This is a genomic window from endosymbiont of unidentified scaly snail isolate Monju (assembly GCF_000801295.1).
Lineage (GTDB): Bacteria > Pseudomonadota > Gammaproteobacteria > Chromatiales > Chromatiaceae > MONJU.
Genome location: NZ_AP012978.1, coordinates 696,286 through 717,322, shown reverse-complemented (window position 1 = coordinate 717,322; position 21,037 = coordinate 696,286). Strand labels below are relative to the sequence as shown.

Genomic DNA, 21,037 nt, shown 5'->3' with positions numbered 1-21,037 from the left:
GACTGTTTTGTTTGAGTCAGGCCGCCTTGGCAGACTCTTTCTGTTGGCGATAATACGCCGCTTCCAACTCCGCCGGTGGCACGTTGCCAATAGGCTCCAGCAGCCGCCGGTGGTTGAACCAGTCCACCCACTCCAAAGTGGCATATTCGACCGCCTCCCTATGCTTCCAGGGGCCTCGCCGGTAGATAACCTCGGCCTTGTACAGACCGTTGATCGTCTCTGCCAGAGCGTTGTCATAGGAGTCCCCTCGGCTACCGACCGAGGCATCAATGCCGGCCCCGGCCAGGCGCTCCGTGTAGCGCACCGACAGGTACTGACAGCCTCGGTCACTGTGGTGCACCAGGCCCTCTGTGTCCTGGCGCGACCATAGCGCCTGCTCCAGCGCATCCAGCACCAGGTCGGTCTTCAGCGACCGGGAGACACGCCAGCCCACGATCCGTCGGGCATAGACGTCCACGACAAACGCCACATAGACAAACCCTGTCCAAGTCGCCACGTAGGTAATGTCCGCCACCCACAACTGATTCGGGCGGGTGGCAGTAAACTGCCGCTTCACCCGGTCCAGTGGTCGTTCCGCCGTCGTGTCGCCGATCGTTGTCCGGCAACGGCGGCCTCACACCACACCCCGCAACCCCATGACACGCATCAGACGTTCCACCGTGCAGCGGGCTACCTCGATGCCTTCCCGGTTGAGCTGCCGCCATACCTTCCTGGCACCGTACACCTGGAAGTTCTCTTCCCAGATCCGTCGAATCTCGTCTGACAGGGCGCGATCCCGCTGCAATCGCCGCGGCAGTCGCTGTGGATCGGCCTCACGGGCCTTGTGCTCATAGTAGGTGGACGGGGCGATCGGCAGCACCGCGCAGATCGGTTCGACCCCGTAACGATCCCTGTGATCGTCGATGTACGCGATCATCTCTTCAGTTTGCGGTCGAGCTCCGCCTGGGCAAAAAAAGCCGACGCCGTCTTCAGAATCTCGTTGGCCCGCCTCAGCTCCCGGTTCTCCCGTTCCAAGGCCTTGAGCCGCTCGCGCTCCGACGTCGTCAGACCCTCGCGCAGTCCTTGATCACGCTCGGCCTGTCTCACCCATTTGCGCAGTACAGCCGATCTTGGCCGCGATGGAGGTCATCGCCGCCCATTGGGAATCATGCTCGCCCTGATGATCAAACACCATGCGAACCGCCCGTTCCCGGACCTCAGGGGAATATCTCTTGCTCGTATCCATAGACTCTATCCTCTCAAGAAATGGAGTCTCCGGGAAACCCGGGGCGGTTCACTTGAAAGAAAGATCGATCAGCAGATCCAGAAATGGCTCGAGAAAGCTGCCTGGAAAGACGGTGCCTTGCGTGTGCAGGCCATCGAGGGCATTGGCCCCCTCACCGCCGCCGCCCTGGTCACCGCCTTTCAGCGCGGCTCATTCCGCTCCTCCGACGCCTTTATCATGGATGTGCGCGTGCATGATTCCGGTCAGATGCGTGGGCGACGAAAGCTCACCAAGAAAGGCAACGCCGAGTTGCGACGCCTGCTCTACCTCGCTGCCATGCGCGCGTGTCGAACGCCAGCCTGGCGAGATTTCTACCAGCGGTATCTCGACCGCGGCCTGGCGCCGGTCCAGGCCCTGGTCCAGGCCCTGGTCATCCTCGGCAGAAAGCTCGCCAGGGTCGCTTTTGCCATCTTGCGAAATGAAACCGAATATCGGCCAAGAAATCGTTGCATGCAGACATAGGATCTCCTACCCTCGTCCCCGGGCCGAAGGGTTCGCGGCGGGGACGCCGCTCCCACCATATTGCGCCGCTCCTGCCATATTGCCTTGACGCCATCCGTCACTCCTCCTAATCTCCCCGCCCCTCGTGGTGCTCGTCTCTGACGGGTTAAACGGGAAGCCGGTGCGTCCCCGCGACCATTCCGGCACTGCCCCCGCAACGGTGATCACGTCGTGATGCCGACTGACAGCCACTGGGCCTCGGCCCGGGAAGGCGTCGGCATCCGCCGGCCTCGTGCCGGCAACGTGTCAGTCCGGATACCGGCCACGAGATCGTCCCCCCATAACCCGGTCGCGGAGGGCGGCCGACGGGCATCGTCGCCGGCGGCCTGGCCGCCCGGTCGTCCCTGCCTGTCCGCTCTCCCGGCCCCAGACGAATGCGGGTGCGCATTCGGGAGAGCCGAGATGAACAAGACCCTGATCGCGCTGGCGCTCGCCAGCCTGACCACCAGCGCTACAGCGCAGACCCTGCTGGATACCACCGTCGTTACCGCCAGCCGCCTCGAGGAACCTGCCGATGCCAGCGTGCGCGCCGTGTCGGTGATCACCCGCGAGCAGATCGAACGCTCCGGTGCGCGCGATGTCTCCGAGCTGCTGCGCCGTTTGCCCGGCGTGCAGATCGGGCGCAACGGCGGCCCCGGCCAGTCGACCTCGCTGTTCCTGCGCGGCACCGCCAGCGACCACGTACTGGTGCTGATCGACGGCGTGCCCGCACAGTCGGCCACCACCGGGGCGACGGCCTTCCAGCATATCGATCCCGAGACCATCGAGCGCATCGAGCTGGTACGTGGCCCGGCCTCCACGCTCTATGGCAGCAGCGCCATCGGCGGGGTAATCCAGATCTTCACACGCAAGGCCGCCAGCCACGCCCCGCGCCTGCACTGCGCCTTGCAGGCGGGCAACCAGGGCATCTTCAATGCCAGCGCCGGCGTCTCGGGCGGCAAGGGCCCGTTCAGCGCCGGCCTGACGATCAGTCACCAGCAGACCAACGGCTACCCGCCAAGATCCTCGTCCCGGCTGGCGCGCGGTTATCGCCACGACACCTTCGATGCGCGCCTGGGCTACGCCCTCAGCCCGGATCTCGCGCTGGAGTTCAGCCACTGGCAGAGCCAGGGCAACGTGGAATACCTGGATCGATTTACCAATGCACCGCTGGATCAGGACGTGCGCAATGCCATCACCCGGTTCACGGTCGATACCGCGCATGGGGACGACTGGTCCAGCCGTCTGCTGCTCAGCCGCGCGGTGGACAACTCGGACGAGAACCAGATCAACTTCTTTACCAACCTCTCCTATCCCGGTCAGCATGACTTTGCACACACCGAGCGGCTCGGCCTGGACTGGCAACACACTTGGCTGGCGAGCGAGGCACACACCCTGGTCGGGGGCGTGACGCTCAGCCGCGAACAGGCACGCCTGCTGTCCTACGGCACGGCCTATGACCGCACCAGCCGGGAAAAGGCCGTCTACCTGCAAGACGACTACCAGGCCGGCGACCTGGACCTGCAGGCCGGCGTACGCGGCCTCCACCACAGTGTCTATGGCCGGCAGTTCACCTGGAACCTCGGCGCCGGCTACCGGCTCGGCCCGCAGACCCATGTGCATGCCAATGCCGGCACCGCTTTCCGCTCGCCCAGTGCAAACGACCTGAACCCGGGCCTTGGCGGCAACCCCAACTTCAAGCCGGAAAAGTCGCGTTCCTTCGAGATCGGCCTGCGCCAGGGCTTGGGCGACGGGCAGCGCGTGGAACTCAACCTGTTCCATACCCGTATCCGTGACCTCATCGAGTCCGATCCGACGACCTACGTCATTCAACAGGTGGAGCGTGCGCGTATCCGCGGCGTCGAACTCGGCTACCGGCTGACCAGCGGACCGCTGAGCCTGTCCCTGGACTACACTTGGCAGGATGCCGAGAACCTGGACCAGAAGAGCAGCCTGGCACGTCGCGCCGAGAACAAGCTGAACGCCAGCCTCGGCTACGACAACGGCAACTGGTGGACCCGGGCAGACCTGACCGCCGAGACCGACCGCCGCGACTCGCGCTTCAACGGCCGGGTCCTGGCCGCCTATACCACCTTCGACCTCTCGGCTGGCTACCGACTCGATCGCGACTGGCAGGCGGAACTGAACGTGACCAACCTGTTCGACGAACAGTACGAGCTGGCAGGCGGCTACCCGGCACAGGGACGGCTGGTGCTGCTCGGCCTGCGCTATTCACCGAAGTGACATGCCCCGCCTGACCCGCATCTACACCCGCACCGGCGACGACGGCACGACCGGCCTGGCCGACGGGCAGCGCGTGCACAAGGACAGTGCGCGCATCGACGCCATCGGCGAGCTGGACGAGCTCAACAGCCAGCTGGGTGTGGTGCGGGCCTTGCTGGTCTCCGGCGATCCGCTGGACAGCCGCCTGGCGCAGATCCAGCACCGCCTGTTCGACCTGGGCGGCGAGCTGGCCCTGCCGGGGCAGACGGTGACGCAGGCGCCGTGGGTGGAGCGGCTCGAGCACTGGCTGGACGAGCTCAATGGCGAACTGCCTTCGCTGCGCGAGTTCGTCCTGCTGCGACTTTCGCGCGCAGAATCGGTAAACTCCGCGTCCCTGAAATATCTCAACCGCCTCTCCGACCTGCTGTTCGTGATCGCGCGTGTGCTGGCGCGGCGTGACGGGGGCAAGAGGTGTACTGGCAAAAGGAATCCGAGCCATGAGCAAAGCCCCGGTGGTGGTGATCGGCATCGGCGAGATGGGCAGCGTGTTTGCGCGCGGCCTGCTGCGCCTGGGCCATCCGGTGTACCCGGTCACCCGCGATACCGACATGTCCCGGCTGGCAGACGAACTGCCGGCACCGGAGATGGTGCTGGTGGCGGTGGGCGAGACGGCCCTGCACCCGGTGCTCGAGGCCATCCCCGAGGCCTGGCGCGACCGCCTGGCACTGTTGCAGAACGAGCTGCTGCCGGCCGACTATGCCGACCTGCCGGGTCCCACCGTGATCTCGGTGTGGTTCGAAAAGAAGAAGGGACAGGACGTGAAGGTGCTGATTCCCTCGCCGGTGTTCGGACCACGCTCGCGGCTGCTGATCGACGCCCTGGCCACGCTCGACATCCCGGCACGCGAGGTGCCGGACGATCAGGCCATGGCCTTCGAGCTGGTGCTCAAGAACGTCTACATCCTGACCACCAACATCGCCGGCCTGCGGGTCGGCGGTACCGTGGACGAGCTGTGGCGCGACCACGAAGCACTGGCACGCGCCGTGGCCAACGAAGTGATCGACATCCAGGAGGGACTGACCGGCCGCAGCTACGACCGCGACGCCCTGATCGGCGGCATGCTCGAGGCCTTCAACGGCGATCCCGAGCACCGTTGCATGGGTCGCTCGGCACACGCGCGTCTGCAGCGGGCGCTGGCACATGCCGACCGCCTGCGCCTGGACGTGCCAACCCTGCGCGAGATCGCGCGCGCACAGGCGCCATCGTGAGCGGCTCGCGCGAGATCCTCCCCGGCAGCACCGTCACCCTGCACTTCTCGCTGTCGCTGCCGGACGGTACCGAGGCCATCTCCACCTTCGGCGAGGAGCCGCTGCGCTTCCAGATGGGCGACAAGACCTTCCAGCCCGGCATGGAGATGGCACTCTACGGCCTGAAGGCCGGAGACGAGCAGACCCTCACCCTGACCCCGGAACAGGCCTACGGCGACCCCGAGCCGGGGCTGGTGCAACGCCTGCCGCTGACCGACTTCGGCGAGCTGACGCCCGAGGTCGGGCAGATCATGAGCTTCGCCCTGGGCGAGGTGGGCGAGACCATGGGCATCATCCGCGAGATCGACGGCGACGAGGTAGTGGTCGACTTCAATCATCCCCTGGCCGGCCACGAGGTGGTGTTCCGGGTGCAGATCCTGGCGGTGGAATAGCCCCGGCATCTTCCGGGGCGGCGGCACATTAGACATCCCTGATGTTTCCCGTATACTGCGCGCCCTTCGTTTTCCGGCCGCAGTCACCACATGTTCCAGCTCACCTGTCCCGGCCGGCAGTGCGTCAAGAACGACGTGTTGTCCGGTCTCACCGTTGCCCTCGCTCTGGTCCCCGAGGCCGTGGCCTTCGCCTTCGTTGCCGGCGTCGAGCCGCTGGTGGGGCTCTACGGTGCCTTCCTGATGGGACTGATCACCGCTCTGCTGGGCGGCCGCCCGGGGATGATCTCGGGTGCCACCGGCGCCATGGCGGTGGTGATGGTCTCGCTGGTGGCCAGCTACGGTGTGGAATACCTGTTTGCCGCGCTGTTGCTCACCGGCGCCCTGCAGGTGGCGGCCGGCGTGCTGCGACTGGGCAAGTTCATCCGCCTGGTGCCCTACCCGGTGATGCTGGGCTTCGTGAACGGGCTGGCGATCGTGATCTTCCTCGCCCAGTTGCAGCAGTTCCAGACCACCGGCCCCGACGGCGAGACGGCCTGGCTGTCGGGCGAGCCGCTGTGGCTGATGCTGGGACTGGTCGCGCTGACCATGGCGATCATCCAGTTCCTGCCACGCCTGACCAGCGCGGTGCCGGCCTCGCTGGCGGCCATCGTGACCGTCACCCTGCTGGTCATCGGGCTCGACCTGGACACCCGCTCGGTGGTGGACGTGCTGCGCGAGATGAGCGGCGACCCCAACGCCAGCATCGCCGGCGGCCTGCCCGAGTTCCACATCCCGAGCGTGCCGCTCACCTGGGAGACGCTGCAGATCATCCTGCCCTACAGCCTGATCCTCGCCGGCGTGGGCCTGATCGAGTCGCTGCTCACCCTCACCCTGATCGACGAGCTGACCGAGACCCGCGGCCGCGGCAACCGGGAATGCATCGGCCAGGGCGTGGCCAACACGGTCAACGGCCTGCTCGGCGGCATGGGCGGCATGGGCGGCATGGGCGGCATGGGCGGCATGGGCGGCATGGGCGGCATGGGCGGCTGCGCCATGATCGGCCAGTCGCTGATCAACATCAATTCGGGCGGACGCGGCCGGCTCTCGGGCATCAGCGCGGCGCTGTTCCTGCTGATATTCATCCTGTTCGCCTCGGGGCTGATCGAACGGATCCCGGTGGCCGCGCTGGTGGGCGTGATGTTCGTGGTGGTGCTGGGTACCTTCGAATGGGCCACCTTCCGCATGATCGGCAGGGTGCCGAAGGCGGACATCTTCGTCACCATACTGGTGGCGGTGATCACGGTGGTCTCCGACCTGGCGGTGGCGGTGATCACGGTGGTCTCCGACCTGGCGGTGGCGGTGATCGTGGGGGTGATCGTCTCGGCGCTGGTGTTCGCCTGGGAGCACGCCAAGCAGATGCGCGCCGAGACCCACATCGACGAGAACGGCGCCAAGATCTACGAACTGCACGGCCCGCTGTTCTTCGGCTCGGTGCAGAACTTCCACGACCTGTTCGACCCGAAGAACGATCCGGTCGAGGTGATCGTCGACTTCTACGACTCGCGGGTGGCCGACCACTCCGGCATCGAGGCCATCGACAGCCTGGCCGAGCGCTACCAGCGCCACGGCAAGACCCTGCACCTGCGCCACCTCAGCCCCGAGTGCCGCGACCTGCTGGAAAAGGCCGGCGACCTGGTGGAAGTCAACCTGCTGGAAGACCCGCGCTACTACGTGGCCGACGACCGACTGGCCTGAGGGCCCAGCGTGTAGGAGGCCCGTCCTCGGGCCGAATGTTCGCGGCGGGGACGCCGTTGCCACCTGTAGGAGGCCCGTCCTCGGGCCGAACCGTTCCGGATCGAATGTTCGCGGCGGGGACGCCGCTCCTACCCTCGTCCCCGGGCCGAAGGATTTGCGGCGGGGATGCCGTTGCCACCTGTAGGAGGCCCGTCCCCGGGCCGAACCGTTCCGGATCGAATGTTCGCGGCGGGGATGCCGTTACCACCTGTAGGAGGCCCGTCCTCGGGCCGAACCGTTCCGGATCGAATGTTCGCGGCGGGGATGCCGTTGCCACCTGTAGGAGGCCCGTCCCCGGGCCGAACCGTTCCGGACCAAATGTTCGCGGCGGGGACGCCGCTTGTATGTTTCCTCTCGATGGGTCAGAAAGGACCTGTCGGGGCGGAGGGACGAACGCCGCATCTGACCTTTGACCTTGAGTACAGACAGTAGGAGAAATCGTCCCGCCCTCACCCCAGCGCCAATAAGGGATCTATCGGCCAATACGGACCGACAATTTTCGCAAGCCAGCGCCTTGGGTGAACCCCGACAAATCCTGCTCTCTACACTAGTCGGGAGGAAACATCATGGCAATGCCTGTGCAACCCCTGCTGATCGGTATCGATGTCAGCAAACAGGGCCTGGATATCTGTGATGACAGCAACGGCCCCGTCCAGTCGATTTCCAATGACCGTCAGTCCATTGCCGCCTGGCTCGATTCGCTGCCACCGGGTCCGGTCGAAATCGCCCTCGAGGCCACCAGCACCTTTCACCTCCTGGTGTGCGAACTCGCCTTCAAGGCCCGCCATACGATCTATCTCATTGATGGCTTCCGCTTGAGTCGTTATCGGGACAGCGTGGGCATCCGGGCCAAGAACGACACCTCCGATGCTCGCCTGCTGCGCCGTTACCTGGTCAATGAGCGCGACAGCCTGCGCCCTTGGAGCCCGCCTCCCAAGGCCTATACCACCTTGCTGGGATTGCTCAACCGGCGTGCCGTCATCGTCCAGGCCAAGACCAAACTGCGACAAAGCCTGGCTGATCTGCCAGGCCTCAAGCCACAGACTCAGGTGCTCTTCGATCACTTCAAGACACTTGAAAGAAAGATCGATCAGCAGATCCAGAAATGGCTCGAGAAAGCTGCCTGGAAAGACAGGGCCTTGCGTGTGCAGGCCATCGAGGGCATTTGGCCCCCTCACCGCCGCCGCCCTGGTCACCGCCTTTCAGCGCGGCTCATTCCGCTCCTCCGACGCCTTTATCGCCTTCCTGGGTATGGATGTGCGCGTGCATGATTCCGGTCAGATGCGTGGGCGACGAAAGCTCACCAAGAAAGGCAACGCCGAGTTGCGACGCCTGCTCTACCTTGCTGCCATGCGCGCGTGTCGAACGCCGGCCTGGCGAGATTTCTACCAGCGGTATCTCGACCGCGGCCTGGCGCCGGTCCAGGCCTTGGTCATCCTCGGCAGAAAGCTCGCCAGGGTCGCTTTTGCCATCTTGCGAAATGAAACCGAATATCGGCCAAGAAATCGTTGCATGCAGACATAGGATCTCCTACCCTCGTCCCCGGGCCGAAGGGTTCGCGGCGGGGACAGACCGCCCTTCAATCCCCGGCAGCGTTCGTTTCCATCAGCTGCCCGATCGCCGCGCGCACTTTCTCTTCGGTAACCGGGAACTCGATGGCCGCGTCCACCGGGTGCAGGGCGCGGAAGCGGGCGAAGCGTTCGGCGTGTTCGGGCAGGTGGAATACCAGCAGCTTCACCGACGGCAGCTTCTGCAGGATGGCCATCAGGGTCTCGAGGTTGGAGCTGCGGTCGCGAAAGTCGGACTGGGCATTGTACTCGGCGGCGATCAGGTCGGGCACGGTCTTCTTGAGGTAGCCGCGTGCCTTGCGCTGCGAGTTGGCCACGTCCACCGCGAAGCCCAGCGACTGGTACAGCGGGACCAGGTTGGGATAGCCGCCCAGTTCGACGATGGCCAGCAGGCGCTTCATCAGCGGAACACCACCCAGGTGGTGGCGATGTACTTGACGCCCTCGCGCAGTACCTCGGAGCGGTGCTCGTGGGTCCAGAAGGGCGGGAACAGCGCCATCTTGCCCTGCTCGGGACGTACGCTGACATCCTGGTACAGGAATTGGGTGCGCCCGCCCGCGCCCTCGGGCACGTCGTTCAGGTACCACAGGGCCACCAGCTGGCGATCGGCGAACTGGTGACTGCCGCCGTCGATGTGCCAGTGGTAGTACTCGCCCGGCAGGTAACGCTGGATCTGGTAGCCCATGTCCTTGAAGGGCCCCTTGAAGAACGGAAAGGCCTCGCGAAACTCCTTCATCGCCGCCGCCATGCAGCGGAAGAACAGCTGGTCCACGTCGCGCCACTCGGGCTTGTTGCTCACCACCAGGTCCATGGTGCGCTTGACCCCGGTATCCAGGCCCTGGGTCTGGCCGATGCGGCCCGGGGTCTGGTGCTCGGGATGCGCCTCGAAGCGACGGATCATCTCCTCGCACCAGTCCGCCGGCAGGGTGTTCGGCCGCTCGTAGATGAAGGTATGCGGCTTGACCTCGCGAAAGGTCGCCGGCGGGGTGAAGGTACGCTCGATCGGAAAGGGGTTGCTGCTCATGGCGGACTCCGGTGGTTGCGCCGGCCATTATAGTAGGCACCTATAGTCCCGGCACCACGAGGCGATCAGTCGTCGCGTGGCGGACGCCCGATCTGGTCCAGCGGGACCACCGTCTCGTGCCGCCCGACCCCGTCCGGTCCCGGCCGCTCGGTGACGAACAGACGATGACCGTTGATGATGGCCGAGACATCGTCTGCCTGGCCCTTCCAGTCGTGCCACAGGGCGGTGATCACGTGCGCGACCAGCAGCAGGGTCACGGCAGTGGCGAACACGCTATGCACATCGGGCAGGTAGATGCCCGCCAGCAGGGGCTGCTGCTCGTACAGGGTACCGGTGAGCAGCAGCACCCCGAGCAGCAGGTACAGCAGCAGGTACAACGGCTTCCACAGGGGATTGTGCGCATACCAGCGGGGCAGTGGCGCACGTCCCAGGCTCAGGTAGAAACGCAGGGTCTGCGCCACCGCGTGCCACTCGTCGTCACCCGGCATCCATTGCGACCCGCGCTCTTCCGGCCGGCCGGCGAACAGCAACCAGATCCGCAATACCATGCCGGGCACCAGCAGCGCCGCGGCCAGGTAATGCCAGTCCACCGCGACGGCTTCGACCGAGGGCGCGTGGCGCATCAGCCAACCGGTGACCATCAGCACCAGCACCGCGCTCCCCACCACCAGGTGGCTCAGCCGCAGCCAGCCACTCCAGACCGCTACCCGCCGGATGTTCGTCGTGTCCTGGGTCGTCTGTTTCATGGGGCGAATGATACGCGGACGGCCGGCTGCGCGCCCTGCCGCAGATCAGGGAACGGCCCACTCGCCTTTCAGGCCAGCAGCCCCAGCACGAAATCGCGTACCGCCTCGGTGTCGTTCAACGGCAGCACGGGCAGCGGCAGGTCGAGTGCGGTGTCGGCGGCCACGGCGATGACATGGGGATCGTCCGGGGCCAGTGGCGGGTTGCCGCAGGCGGCGCGATACACCTCGATGCGCGCATGCGCCAGGTGGCGGTAGCCTTCGAGCAATACCAGTTCGATGCGCCCGACATCGAGGCGGTCGAGCAGCTCGTGCAGCGGCGGCAGTGTTTCTCCATCGCCCTCGCCGACCCAGAAGCTGCGGTACGGCGAGGCGAGCATGATCTGGTCGGCCCCGGCCTCGCGCAGGCGGTGGCTGTCCTTGCCGGGGCGGTCGAGCTCGATGTCGTGATGCGAATGCTTGATCACTGCCACGCGCACCCCGGCGGCGCGCAGGGCCGGGATCAGGCGTTCGAGCAGGGTGGTCTTGCCGGTGCCCGAGCGCGCCGCCAGGCCCAGTACCGGCACCGGGAAATCGCCGAACTGCAGCCGAGGATCAGCCACTGCCCTGCACCGTCTCGGCGATCAGGGCGCGCAGCTCGGGCACGCAGGAACCGCAGTTGGTACCGGCCTGCAGCCGCTCGCCCAGCGCCTCGGGGGAGGCGGCGCCCTCGCGGATGGCCTCGATCAGGGTGTTGCGGCCGACCGAAAAACAGGAACAGACGATACGCCCGGCGTCCTTCTGGTTCGCCCCCGGGGTGCCCGCGAGCACCCGCTGGCGCTGGCGCGGGTCGAGGCGTTCCTCGGCGAACAGGCGCACCAGCCAGTCGCGCTCGGGCAGCTGGAAATCGGGGCCGATGAAGATGCAGGCCTCGAGCCGCTCGCCGTCGAACAGCGCGGCACGGTAGGTGGAGGCGGCGGTGTCGAACAGCTCGGCCCAGGCGCCCTGCCCGCCCGTGTCATCGATCAGCATGCGCCGCGCACACGCGGCCCAGTCCTGCGGGGCCTCCTCGCCGGCCAGTTCGTAGTGCCACAGCCCCTCGCGGCGCGCCCGGCTCCAGTAGGTGGCCTGTTCGGGCACGATCTCGCGCCGGGTCAGCACGAAGCCGTACCACACCGGGGCATAGCACACCACGCGCACCGGGGTGTGCTTGAACTCGGGCTGGCCCGAGACCGGATCGAGCGCCGGATTGACCAGCGCATCGGCGCGCGCCGCGCTGGCGAAGCGGTCGTTCCAGTGCATGGGCACGAAGACGCAGCCGCGCTGCTGGCTGTCGGCCACCCGGGCACGCACGATGACCTCGCCCCAGCGGCTGCTCAGCTGCACCAGGCAACCGTCCTCGATACCGCGCTCACGGGCATCCAGCGGATGCAGCTCGGCATAGGGCTCGCTGACATGCCCGGTCAGGCGCGGCGAACGCCCGGTGCGGGTCATGGTGTGCCACTGGTCGCGCACCCGCCCGGTGTTGAGCACCAACGGGTAGTCGGGATCGGTCAGGTGCGCGGGCGGACGCGGGGTGATCGCGACGAAGCGTGCCCGCCGGTTGGGCGTGTAGAAACCGCTCCGGCCGAGCAGGCGTGCCGTCCCCTGCCCCGGCGCGAGGACCGGCCACTGCACGGGCGCGAGGGCGTCGTAGGCGGCGCGGTCGATGTCCTGCAGGCCGGACAGGTCGAAGTCACGCTCGCCGCCGTTCTCGAAGGCCGACAGGCGTGCGTGCTCGCGAAAGATCTCGTGCGGCCCGGCGTAGTCGAAGCCGGCAAAGCCCAGGCGCTGCGCGAAGCGTGACAGGATCCAGCAGTCGGGCCGCGCCTCGCCGGGCGGTTCGAGAAAGGCGCGCTGGCGCGAGATGCGGCGCTCGGAATTGGTCACCGTCCCTTCCTTCTCGCCCCAGGTCGCCGCGGGCAGCAGGATGTGCGCGAAGTCGGTGGTGTCGGTCTCCACGCAGTCGGAGACCACCACCAGCGGGCAGCGCGACAGCGCGCGGCGCACCCGGTTGCTGTCGGGCAAGGTCACCGCCGGATTGGTGCCCATGATCCAGATCGCACGAATGCGCCCCTCGTCGAGCGCACGGAACATGTCCACCGCCTTCAGGCCGGGACGGCGGGCCATGCCGGGCGCCTGCCAGAAGCGCTCGACCAGATCGATGTGTTCCTCGCGCTCGAAGTCCATGTGCGCGGCGAGCTGGTTGGCCAGCCCGCCCACCTCGCGTCCGCCCATCGCGTTCGGCTGGCCGGTGAGCGAGAAGGGCCCGGCGCCCGGCAGGCCGATGCGCCCGGTGAACAGGTGGCAGTTGAGGATGGCATTGACCTTGTCGGTGCCGCTGCTCGACTGGTTGATGCCTTGCGAGAACAGGGTGACGGTGCGCGGCGTGCGCGCGAACCAGCGGTAGAAGGTCTCGACCTGCTCGACCGCCAGCCCGCAGTGCTCGGCCACCGCCACCGGCGAGGGGGCATACCAGCGGGCGATGCGCAGCGCCTCCTCGAAGCCCTCGCACTGTTCGCCCACGAACAGCGGATCGCCGTACCCCTGGTCGTGCAGCCAGGCGAACAGCCCGTTGAACAGCACCGCGTCGGTGCCCGGGCGCAGCGGCAGGTGCAGATCGGCGATGTCGCAGGTGGCGGTGCGCCGCGGGTCGATCACCACCACGCGCAGCGGATGCTCGCCATCGGCGCGCTCACGCCGGGCGCGCACGATGCGCTGATACAGCACCGGGTGGCACCAGGCCGCGTTGGAACCGGCGAACACCACCAGGTCGGCCAGCTCGAGGTCTTCGTAGCAGCCCGGCACCGTGTCGGCACCGAAGGCGCGCTTGTGCCCGGCCACCGCCGAGGACATGCACAGGCGCGAATTGGTGTCGATGTTGGCCGAGCCGATGAAGCCCTTCATCAGCTTGTTGGCAACGTAGTAGTCCTCGGTGAGCAGCTGCCCCGAGACATAGAAGGCCACGGCATCCGGACCGTGTTCCTCGATGATGGCGCGAAAGCGTGCGGCCAGGGTGTCGAGCGCCTCGTCCCAGCCGGTCTCGCGCCCGTCCACCCGCGGATGACGCAGCCTGCCCTCGTGCGAGACGGTCTCGGCCAGCGCCGCTCCCTTGGAACAGAGCTTGCCATGGTTGGCCGGGTGGTCGGCCAGACCACGCACGCGGACCCCGGTGTCGCCGAGCACCGTGACTTCCACGCCACAGCCGACGCCGCAATAGGGGCAGGTGGTCTCTACGGTCTTGTTCATGCCGATATTCGTGTGTGCAAGGCGTCAACTCTACGGGAAGGCGCAATCCCGAAACAAGCCTCGATCATGCGGGAATGCCCGGCCACAGACTCACCGCAACACTCACCCCCAGCCAGAACTGGAAACGCGCCGTGCGTGCGAGCACCGGGTTCAATGCCCGTCCATCGGGGGCATGCCAAAAGTCGCGTGTCAGGCGCCAGGCCCAGGGCAACAGCAGCATGGGCAGCAGCCAGGCCGGCCAGGCGAGCAGGCCGGGCAACAGGGCGAAGGGCGCCAGCATCATCACGGCATACGCCCGATGGCTGCCGGGCGCCGGCAACAGGATCGCCAGGGTGCGACGACCAGCGCGCGCATCGCCATGGCGGTCGCGAAAATTGTTGAGCAGCAGTACCGCGGCGGCCGGCAGTCCCAGGATAGCACCACCCAGCAGGGCCGCGGCGCTCCAGTACCCGGTCTGCAGATAATGACTGCCGGCCACCGCCAGCACCCCGAAGAAAAGGAACACGAACAGCTCGCCCACTGGCAGGGAAGACAAGGGCCACGGCCCGCCGGAATAGGCCGCCCCGGCGGCCAGGGAGACGAGGCCCAGCACCACGATCGGCCAGCCGCCGACCCAGGCCAGGAACAGGCCAGCGACCAGCGCCAGCGCGAAGGCCAGGACCGCAGCGCGCGATACCGCCTGTGGACTCAGCCAGCCCTGCGCGGTCGCGCGCGCCGGCCCCAGGCGCTCCGGGGTATCGGTGCCGCGCAGGAAATCGGCCACGTCGTTGTGCAGATTGGTGCCGATCTGGATCAGCAGGGCCGCCAGCAGGGTGGCGAGAAAGACCCCGGCATGCACCCGCCCGGTCTCGGCGAATGCCAGGGCCGTTCCCAGCAGGACCGGGCTGACGGAGAGCCCGAGCGTGCGGGGCCGAATGGCCGCCAGCCAGGCAGCGAGCGGCGACATCTCAGGGGCGACGCGGAAACTTGCGGAAATCGGGCGGGCGCTTCTCGAGGAAGGCGTCACGCCCTTCCTGGCCCTCGGCCGTCATGTAGAACAGCGCGGTGGCATTGCCCGCCAGTTCCTGGACGCCCGCCAGGCCATCGGTATCCGCATTGAACCCGGCCTTCAACAGGCGCAGGGCGGTGGGCGAGTGCCTGAGCATCTGCCGGCACCAGTCCAGGGTCTCCTCCTCGAGCCGCTCCAGGGGCACCACGGCGTTCACCAGCCCCATGGCCAGGGCCTCCTGTGCGTCGTACTGGCGGCAGAGGAACCAGATCTCCTTGGCCTTCTTCAGGCCCACGGTACGCGCGAGGATGCCCGCACCCAGGCCGGCGTCGAAGGACCCCACCCGCGGGCCGGTCTGCCCGAAGCGGGCGTTGTCGGCGGCGATGGTGAGATCGCACACCAGGTGCAGTACATGCCCACCACCGATGGCATAGCCGGCAACCATCGCCACCACCGGCTTGGGCAGGCGGCGGATCTGCATCTGCAGGTCGAGCACATTGAGGTGGTGCACCCCCTGCTCGTCCTTGTATCCACCGTCGTCGCCACGCACCTTCTGATCGCCGCCCGAGCAGAAGGCCTTGTCGCCGGCGCCGGTGAGCACGATGACGCCGATGTCCGGATCGTGATGCGCATGGGCGAAGGCATCCATGAGCTCGCTCACCGTGCGTGGCCGGAAGGCATTGCGCACCTCCGGCCGGTTGATGGTGATGCGGGCAATGCCTTCTTCGTGATGGTCGTAGAGGATGTCCTGGTAGACCCGGTCGGGCACGGCTTGCCAACTCATGAAGGGGCACTCCTGGCGGGGATGGGGCAGAAAATTATATCTGTTCCTCTTGCCGGCGTTTCCTCGCAATTTGCCTTCGATGCGATCGACTGCATCACCGCCTGACGGCGCCATCGGCAATCACCCGTCCTGGATGATCACATGGCCAGTCTCGTCGTCGGAAACCTGGGCCCACGTATCGTCGATGCGCTCAAGCAACGGGTAACGCGGCATGGCGGTAATGCCGAAGCCGAAAACTGGGCGTTGCTGGAAGCAGCCCTGCTGCGCCTCAGGGGCAAGCGCCTTGCCGAGGCGCTCGCTTCCCATTCACCTCCTCCCCCGCTTGCGGGGGAGGCTGGGAGGGGGCAAACCACAAAGAAATCAAAGAACACAAAGATCTCAGGCTGCCTCAAACCGAACCATCTCCACTTGCCGGGCCGAACCGTTCCGGATCGAAGGTTTGAACCGCCCCGGGTTTCCCGGAGACTCCATTTCTTGAGAGGATAGAGTCTATGGATACGAGCAAGAGATATTCCCCTGAGGTCCGGGAACGGGCGGTTCGCATGGTGTTTGATCATCAGGGCGAGCATGATTCCCAATGGGCGGCGATGACCTCCATCGCGGCCAAGATCGGCTGTACTGCGCAAATGGGTGAGACAGGCCGAGCGTGATCAAGGACTGCGTGAGGGTCTGACGACGTCGGAGCGCGAGCGGCTCAAGGCCTTGGAACGGGAGAACCGGGAGCTGAGGCGGGCCAACGAGATTCTGAAGACGGCGTCGGCTTTTTTTGCCCAGGCGGAGCTCGACCGCAAACTGAAGAGATGATCGCGTACATCGACGATCACAGGGATCGTTACGGGGTCGAGCCGATCTGCGCGGTGCTGCCGATCGCCCCGTCCACCTACTATGAGCACAAGGCCCGTGAGGCCGATCCACAGCGACTGCCGCGGCGATTGCAGCGGGATCGCGCCCTGTCAGACGAGATTCGACGGATCTGGGAAGAGAACTTCCAGGTGTACGGTGCCAGGAAGGTATGGCGGCAGCTCAACCGGGAAGGCATCGAGGTAGCCCGCTGCACGGTGGAACGCCTGATGCGTGTCATGGGGTTGCGGGGTGTGGTGTGAGGCCGCCGTTGCCGGACAACGATCGGCGACACGACGGCGGAACGACCACTGGACCGGGTGAAGCGGCAGTTTACTGCCACCCGCCCGAATCAGTTGTGGGTGGCGGACATTACCTACGTGGCGACTTGGACAGGGTTTGTCTATGTGGCGTTTGTCGTGGACGTCTATGCCCGACGGATCGTGGGCTGGCGTGTCTCCCGGTCGCTGAAGACCGACCTGGTGCTGGATGCGCTGGAGCAGGCGCTATGGTCGCGCCAGGACACAGAGGGCCTGGTGCACCACAGTGACCGAGGCTGTCAGTACCTGTCGGTGCGCTACACGGAGCGCCTGGCCGGGGCCGGCATTGATGCCTCGGTCGGTAGCCGAGGGGACTCCTATGACAACGCTCTGGCAGAGACGATCAACGGTCTGTACAAGGCCGAGGTTATCTACCGGCGAGGCCCCTGGAAGCATAGGGAGGCGGTCGAATATGCCACTTTGGAGTGGGTGGACTGGTTCAACCACCGGCGGCTGCTGGAGCCTATTGGCAACGTGCCACCGGCGGAGTTGGAAGCGGCGTATTATCGCCAACAGAAAGAGTCTGCCAAGGCGGCCTGACTCAAACAAAACAGTCTCCGGAATATCCGGGGCGGTTCACTTTGCTCTCGGAGATGGCGGGATGGTGAGTATCCCCGTAGACGATGTCCTTGCCATTGATCCGGCCTTGCGCCAGTACGGCCTTGGACTCGTCATCGAAACCGTAGCCCTGCCACGGCTCGGGAGTGAACACGCCGATGTACTTGAGAATGCGCATGGACGGAATGCCATACACGATCACCTGTCCGCTCTGGCCACCCGAACTGAAGGCCAGGTACTCGTCGCGTCCACCCGAAGGGGTGTAGGTCTTGGCCGCCGCCAGGATGTCCTTCTCGGTCAGGCCACGCCGCTTCATGACGTCTTTCAACGTCTCCTGAGACCAGGCCTGGCCTCCGGCGAAGACCCCCACCGCAAGGGCTACGAGGGCGGCAAGCGTCTGCTTGCGTACTTTCATGGGTTGCTCTCCTCAAAATTCTAAAGTGATGCCGAACCGCCAGAACAACGGCACGTGCTCACCGTTCTGTGGTTCAATCCGCACGATCTGCCCGGACCGTGCGACCGTTGCAGCAGCACGAAACAGTGTGTGGTATTTGCCCTGCCCGTCACTTGACATTTGTCAAACCTGAAAAGATGTCTCGCGCATAAGAAAAATGTCGCCTTCTTCTCGCCTCTGGCTTCGCCTGCACCCCTATCGCCTGGCCCTGCGCAATCCCTGGCCAGCCGCGCATGCGATGCCGGGCGAACGACGTGGCTGGCTGCTGGAACTGGAGCAGGGCGAGGATTGCGGATGGGGCGATTGCGCTCCCCTGCCGGCCGCCGGCACCGAGGATCCCGCTGCCGCCGGACAGGCATTGGACGCACTGCCACGCGAAAGCGATGCCGCGACACTGACGCGATGGGCGGACCGCCTGCTCACCGCGCAACCCGCCGTGGCCTGCGCGCTGCACACCGCACTGCTCGACCTGCAATGCCGGCAACAGCGACTGCCCATGCGCAAACGACTGCATGTGGAGGCGAGCGACCAGGTTCCGGTCAATGGCGTGGCCGGCGCACTCTCGGAGGCTGCGTTGCAGCAGGTCCTCGACGCGGGCTACCGGCAGATCAAGTGCAAGCTTGGGCTGGTCCCCTGGCAACAGGAAGCCCGCTTGCTCGAACGCCTCTGCTCGTCCCTGCCGGGTGATGTGCTGTTACGACTGGATGCCAACCGCGCCTGGTCCGCGGACGAGGCGCGACAGTTCCTGCATGCGATCGAGGGCCTGCCGATCGAGTCACTGGAAGAGCCGTTGCGTGACCCCCACCCCGAACGGCTCGCGGAACTGCAGGCCGGGACCCGCATCGAACTGGCCCTCGACGAATCCCTGCGTCTGCCCGAAGGGCCCCGGCTGTTGAGCGCCGCCCCGGTACGGCGTCTGGTACTCAAGCCGATGGCGCACGGCGGTCCCGTAAAGACCCTGGCACTGGCGCGCCAGGCACAGACCCGGGGCTTGCGGGTGGTGATAAGCTCCACCCTGGAATCCAGCATCGGCCTGCATGCGGCTGCCCAACTGGCCGCGGCACTCGGCCCGACCGATCCCGATCTGGCTCACGGTCTGGCCACCGCCGACTGGCTGGCCACGGACCTTGCGCCACCCCCTCGCCTGCAGGACGGTCGGCTCTGGCTCGATCCACGACCCGGCCTGGGAGTCACACCATGAGTCATCACCTCCACCGGTTTCGCGTCCCTTTCGACCAGCTCGACCCCGGCGGCATCCTGTTCTACGGTCACCTGTTCACACACGCCCATCACGCCCTCGAGGCCCTGCTGCGCGAGATCGGCTGGGGGCTGGCGGAGCTGCTCGCCGAGGAACGCTATCGCCTGCCGGTGGTCCACGCCGAGGCCGACTACCACGCCCCCCTGCAACTCGATGCGCAGATCGACGTGACGGTGGCCGTGCGCCACATCGGCGAGCACAGCTTTACCCTGGGGTATCGCTTTCTGCATGAAGAGGTACTCTGCGCCACCGTCGGCACGGCGCACGTGCTCGTGGACGCCGGCAATGGCCGCCCCACACCCTTGCCCGAGGCACTGCGACAGGCCCTGTCGCGCTATTGCGAGAGCGACTGAACGTCCTCGCGCAGGCGGTGGCGCAACAGCTTGCCCAGGGCATTGCGAGGCAAGCGTTCGATAGCCAGGCAGGCCGACGGTCGGTGCGCACCGGCAAGATGCTCGCGCGCCCAGTCCATCAGGCCTGCGGGCGAGATCTCACTCCGGTAGCAGGCCACCAGGCGTTCCCCCCACTCGCTGTCGGGCACGCCGACCACCGCAACCTCGTCCACGCCAGGACAGGACTGCAACACACGCTCCACGGTAGCCGGGTGCACCTTCTCGCCACCGCTGATGATGACCTCGTCGGCGCGCCCCAGCACCCACAGGCGCCCCGCGGAATCGATGTGTCCCAGATCGCCGGTGGTGTACCAACCCTCGTCGTCGAGCAGCTGGCGCACCCCCTCCGCTGCGATTACCCGTTGCGCGATGCTCGGTCCGCGCAGGCGAATGCGCCCGTCCTCGGCGATGGCGACCTGCACGTGCGACAAGGGCCGCCCGGCCAGCCCGGGAGACCATTCGGCGGGGGGCGGATGACAGGTGGCCACCTGCGAGGCCGCCTCGGTGAGACCGTAGCTGGGGCAGACCGGCCAGCCGCGCGCCAGGGCCTCGTGGACCAGCGATGCCTCGGCGGGCGCGCCCCCGAGCAACACCACGCGCAAGGCCGGTGGCGGCACGAAGGCGGGGTCTTCTCGCAGCAGCCGGTACAACTGGGTAGGCACCAGTGACAGGTGCGTGATGTCGCCCCGCGCCAGACGCGCAAGCAGTGCCGACGGGTCGAAGCACGCCTGCACCACCACCCGCGCACCGGCCAGTCCACAGCGCACCACCACGGCCACCGCCGCCACATGATGCAAGGGCAGGCACAGCAACCAGCCGTCGCCTTGCTGCAGGCCCAGCAGGTGGTTCGAGGCCTCGGCCGCCGCCTCCAGGCGCGGACGGTCCAGCTCGACCAACCTTGGCTCGCCGCGGGTCCCGCTGGTGGCGATCAGCAGCCGGAAACCGGCCACGGACGACACCGGCGATGCCGACACCGGCCGCGTACCGTCCTCCAGCAGCAGGCTGCCGGCGGCCGCGGCCCGCAGCAGGCGTTCCCGACGCGACGATGGCAGACGGGGATCGAGCGGCATATAGGTCCAGCCCTCTGCCATGGCATGCAGCAGCAGCAGCAGCAGCAGCAGCGACAGCTTGCGCAGCGTGTCCTGCCCCGCATCGGCCAGCACCCGGGGGCGCACCGGTTGCGGCCCCCGCCACGCCAGGGGATCGAAAGGTTCACCCTGGTATTCGATCTGTGGTCTCACTTCGCCCTCCTCGCAGGAGAGGCGAGCATACGCCGTGGGGGCGGTCGGCGCATGCGCATCGTGGTATTCAAGACGCCTTCAGGTGCGCTTCTCGACACGCTGAAAATCCGCGAAGGTTCGGCCCGAGGACGGGCCTCCTACAGCGTCCCCATCGCGAACAT

The 21,037-nt window shown here is 66.6% G+C and carries 16 protein-coding genes, 5 pseudogenes, 1 riboswitch and 2 other annotated features; of the genes and pseudogenes, 10 read left to right on the top strand and 11 right to left on the bottom strand.

All coding sequences use genetic code 11. The features are described 5' to 3' along the window. Nucleotides 1–16: 16 nt before the first annotated feature. A pseudogene (locus EBS_RS13450) lies at nt 17–1,225 on the bottom strand (IS3 family transposase). Next, nucleotides 842–958 (bottom strand) — a sequence feature (AL1L pseudoknot). Its footprint overlaps the pseudogene before it by 117 nt. Before the next feature lie 123 nt (nt 1,226–1,348). Between EBS_RS13450 and EBS_RS03385 the strand changes: the two are divergent. The 7 genes and pseudogenes from EBS_RS03385 (at nt 1,349) to EBS_RS03360 (ending at nt 8,963) form a co-directional block, all read left to right on the top strand. Beyond that, nucleotides 1,349–1,726, top strand: a complete 378-nt coding sequence (locus EBS_RS03385; RefSeq protein WP_231892862.1) for a transposase — start codon at nt 1,349–1,351, stop codon at nt 1,724–1,726. A 108-nt stretch (nt 1,727–1,834) separates the two neighbouring features. After that, nucleotides 1,835–2,046, top strand: a riboswitch (cobalamin riboswitch). A gap of 121 nt (nt 2,047–2,167) precedes the next feature. Further along, a complete protein-coding gene (locus EBS_RS03380; protein ID WP_043107321.1) occupies nt 2,168–3,988 on the top strand; it encodes a TonB-dependent receptor domain-containing protein in 1,821 nt (606 codons plus the stop codon). A gap of 1 nt (nt 3,989) precedes the next feature. Next, a pseudogene (locus tag EBS_RS13445) lies at nt 3,990–4,468 on the top strand (ATP:cob(I)alamin adenosyltransferase). Continuing rightward, nucleotides 4,465–5,235 carry a hypothetical protein gene (locus EBS_RS03375; protein ID WP_043107319.1) on the top strand — a complete coding sequence of 257 codons (771 nt, stop codon included), beginning with the start codon at nt 4,465–4,467 and terminating at the stop codon, nt 5,233–5,235. The pseudogene EBS_RS13445 and the gene EBS_RS03375 overlap by 4 nt, the downstream one beginning before the upstream one ends. Continuing rightward, on the top strand, nt 5,232–5,666 hold the full coding sequence (locus EBS_RS03370) for an FKBP-type peptidyl-prolyl cis-trans isomerase (protein WP_052199255.1): 435 nt from the start codon (nt 5,232–5,234) through the stop codon (nt 5,664–5,666). The genes EBS_RS03375 and EBS_RS03370 overlap by 4 nt, the downstream gene beginning before the upstream one ends. A gap of 90 nt (nt 5,667–5,756) precedes the next feature. Further along, the gene (locus EBS_RS03365; protein WP_043107317.1) at nt 5,757–7,400 is read left to right on the top strand and encodes a SulP family inorganic anion transporter; all 1,644 of its coding nucleotides are present in this window, start codon (nt 5,757–5,759) and stop codon (nt 7,398–7,400) included. A 611-nt stretch (nt 7,401–8,011) separates the two neighbouring features. After that, nucleotides 8,012–8,963: pseudogene (locus EBS_RS03360) on the top strand (IS110 family RNA-guided transposase). 55 nt (nt 8,964–9,018) lie between these two features. Here EBS_RS03360 and EBS_RS03355 read toward each other — a convergent pair. The 8 genes from EBS_RS03355 to EBS_RS13850 all read right to left on the bottom strand — a co-directional run bounded on the left by EBS_RS03355 (nt 9,019) and on the right by EBS_RS13850 (nt 16,119). Continuing rightward, nucleotides 9,019–9,408, bottom strand: a complete 390-nt coding sequence (locus EBS_RS03355) for a hypothetical protein (RefSeq protein WP_043107315.1) — start codon at nt 9,406–9,408, stop codon at nt 9,019–9,021. Then, the gene (locus EBS_RS03350) at nt 9,408–10,031 is read right to left on the bottom strand and encodes a 2OG-Fe(II) oxygenase (RefSeq protein WP_052199254.1); all 624 of its coding nucleotides are present in this window, start codon (nt 10,029–10,031) and stop codon (nt 9,408–9,410) included. The genes EBS_RS03355 and EBS_RS03350 overlap by 1 nt, the downstream gene beginning before the upstream one ends. Nucleotides 10,032–10,096: 65 nt before the next feature. Further along, on the bottom strand, nt 10,097–10,777 hold the full coding sequence (locus EBS_RS03345) for a cytochrome b/b6 domain-containing protein (protein ID WP_052199253.1): 681 nt from the start codon (nt 10,775–10,777) through the stop codon (nt 10,097–10,099). Between the two features lie 68 nt (nt 10,778–10,845). Continuing rightward, on the bottom strand, nt 10,846–11,376 hold the full coding sequence (gene mobB / locus EBS_RS03340) for a molybdopterin-guanine dinucleotide biosynthesis protein B (RefSeq protein ID WP_231892837.1): 531 nt from the start codon (nt 11,374–11,376) through the stop codon (nt 10,846–10,848). Continuing rightward, on the bottom strand, nt 11,369–14,041 hold the full coding sequence (locus tag EBS_RS03335; protein ID WP_043107313.1) for a nitrate reductase: 2,673 nt from the start codon (nt 14,039–14,041) through the stop codon (nt 11,369–11,371). The genes mobB and EBS_RS03335 overlap by 8 nt, the downstream gene beginning before the upstream one ends. Nucleotides 14,042–14,105: 64 nt before the next feature. Continuing rightward, nucleotides 14,106–14,987, bottom strand: coding sequence for a 1,4-dihydroxy-2-naphthoate octaprenyltransferase (menA, locus tag EBS_RS03330; protein ID WP_043107311.1), 882 nt, complete (start codon nt 14,985–14,987; stop codon nt 14,106–14,108). 1 nt (nt 14,988) lies between these two features. Then, on the bottom strand, nt 14,989–15,813 hold the full coding sequence (gene menB / locus EBS_RS03325) for a 1,4-dihydroxy-2-naphthoyl-CoA synthase (RefSeq protein ID WP_043107310.1): 825 nt from the start codon (nt 15,811–15,813) through the stop codon (nt 14,989–14,991). Between the two features lie 120 nt (nt 15,814–15,933). After that, nucleotides 15,934–16,119 carry a hypothetical protein gene (locus tag EBS_RS13850; protein WP_043107308.1) on the bottom strand — a complete coding sequence of 62 codons (186 nt, stop codon included), beginning with the start codon at nt 16,117–16,119 and terminating at the stop codon, nt 15,934–15,936. 185 nt (nt 16,120–16,304) lie between these two features. Between EBS_RS13850 and EBS_RS13435 the strand changes: the two are divergent. After that, nucleotides 16,305–17,513 (top strand): annotated as a pseudogene (locus EBS_RS13435) (IS3 family transposase). Further along, nucleotides 16,572–16,688 (top strand) — a sequence feature (AL1L pseudoknot). It overlaps the preceding pseudogene by 117 nt. A 43-nt stretch (nt 17,514–17,556) precedes the next feature. On the opposite strand, the pseudogene EBS_RS03305 reads toward EBS_RS13435, so the two are convergent. Next, nucleotides 17,557–17,946 (bottom strand): annotated as a pseudogene (locus EBS_RS03305) (Sec-dependent nitrous-oxide reductase); the annotation flags it as partial. Nucleotides 17,947–18,142: 196 nt separating this feature from the next. Between EBS_RS03305 and menC the strand changes: the two are divergent. Next, nucleotides 18,143–19,186: an o-succinylbenzoate synthase gene (gene menC / locus EBS_RS03300; RefSeq protein ID WP_043107305.1), complete on the top strand. Its 1,044-nt coding sequence runs from the start codon at nt 18,143–18,145 to the stop codon at nt 19,184–19,186. Further along, nucleotides 19,183–19,596 (top strand): acyl-CoA thioesterase, encoded by a 414-nt coding sequence (locus EBS_RS03295; protein ID WP_052199252.1) that lies wholly within the window; start codon nt 19,183–19,185, stop codon nt 19,594–19,596. The genes menC and EBS_RS03295 overlap by 4 nt, the downstream gene beginning before the upstream one ends. Here EBS_RS03295 and EBS_RS03290 read toward each other — a convergent pair. Then, nucleotides 19,578–20,876, bottom strand: coding sequence for an AMP-binding protein (locus EBS_RS03290; RefSeq protein WP_052199251.1), 1,299 nt, complete (start codon nt 20,874–20,876; stop codon nt 19,578–19,580). The two genes, EBS_RS03295 and EBS_RS03290, sit on opposite strands and share 19 nt — an antisense overlap. Between the last annotated feature and the right edge of the window lie 161 nt (nt 20,877–21,037).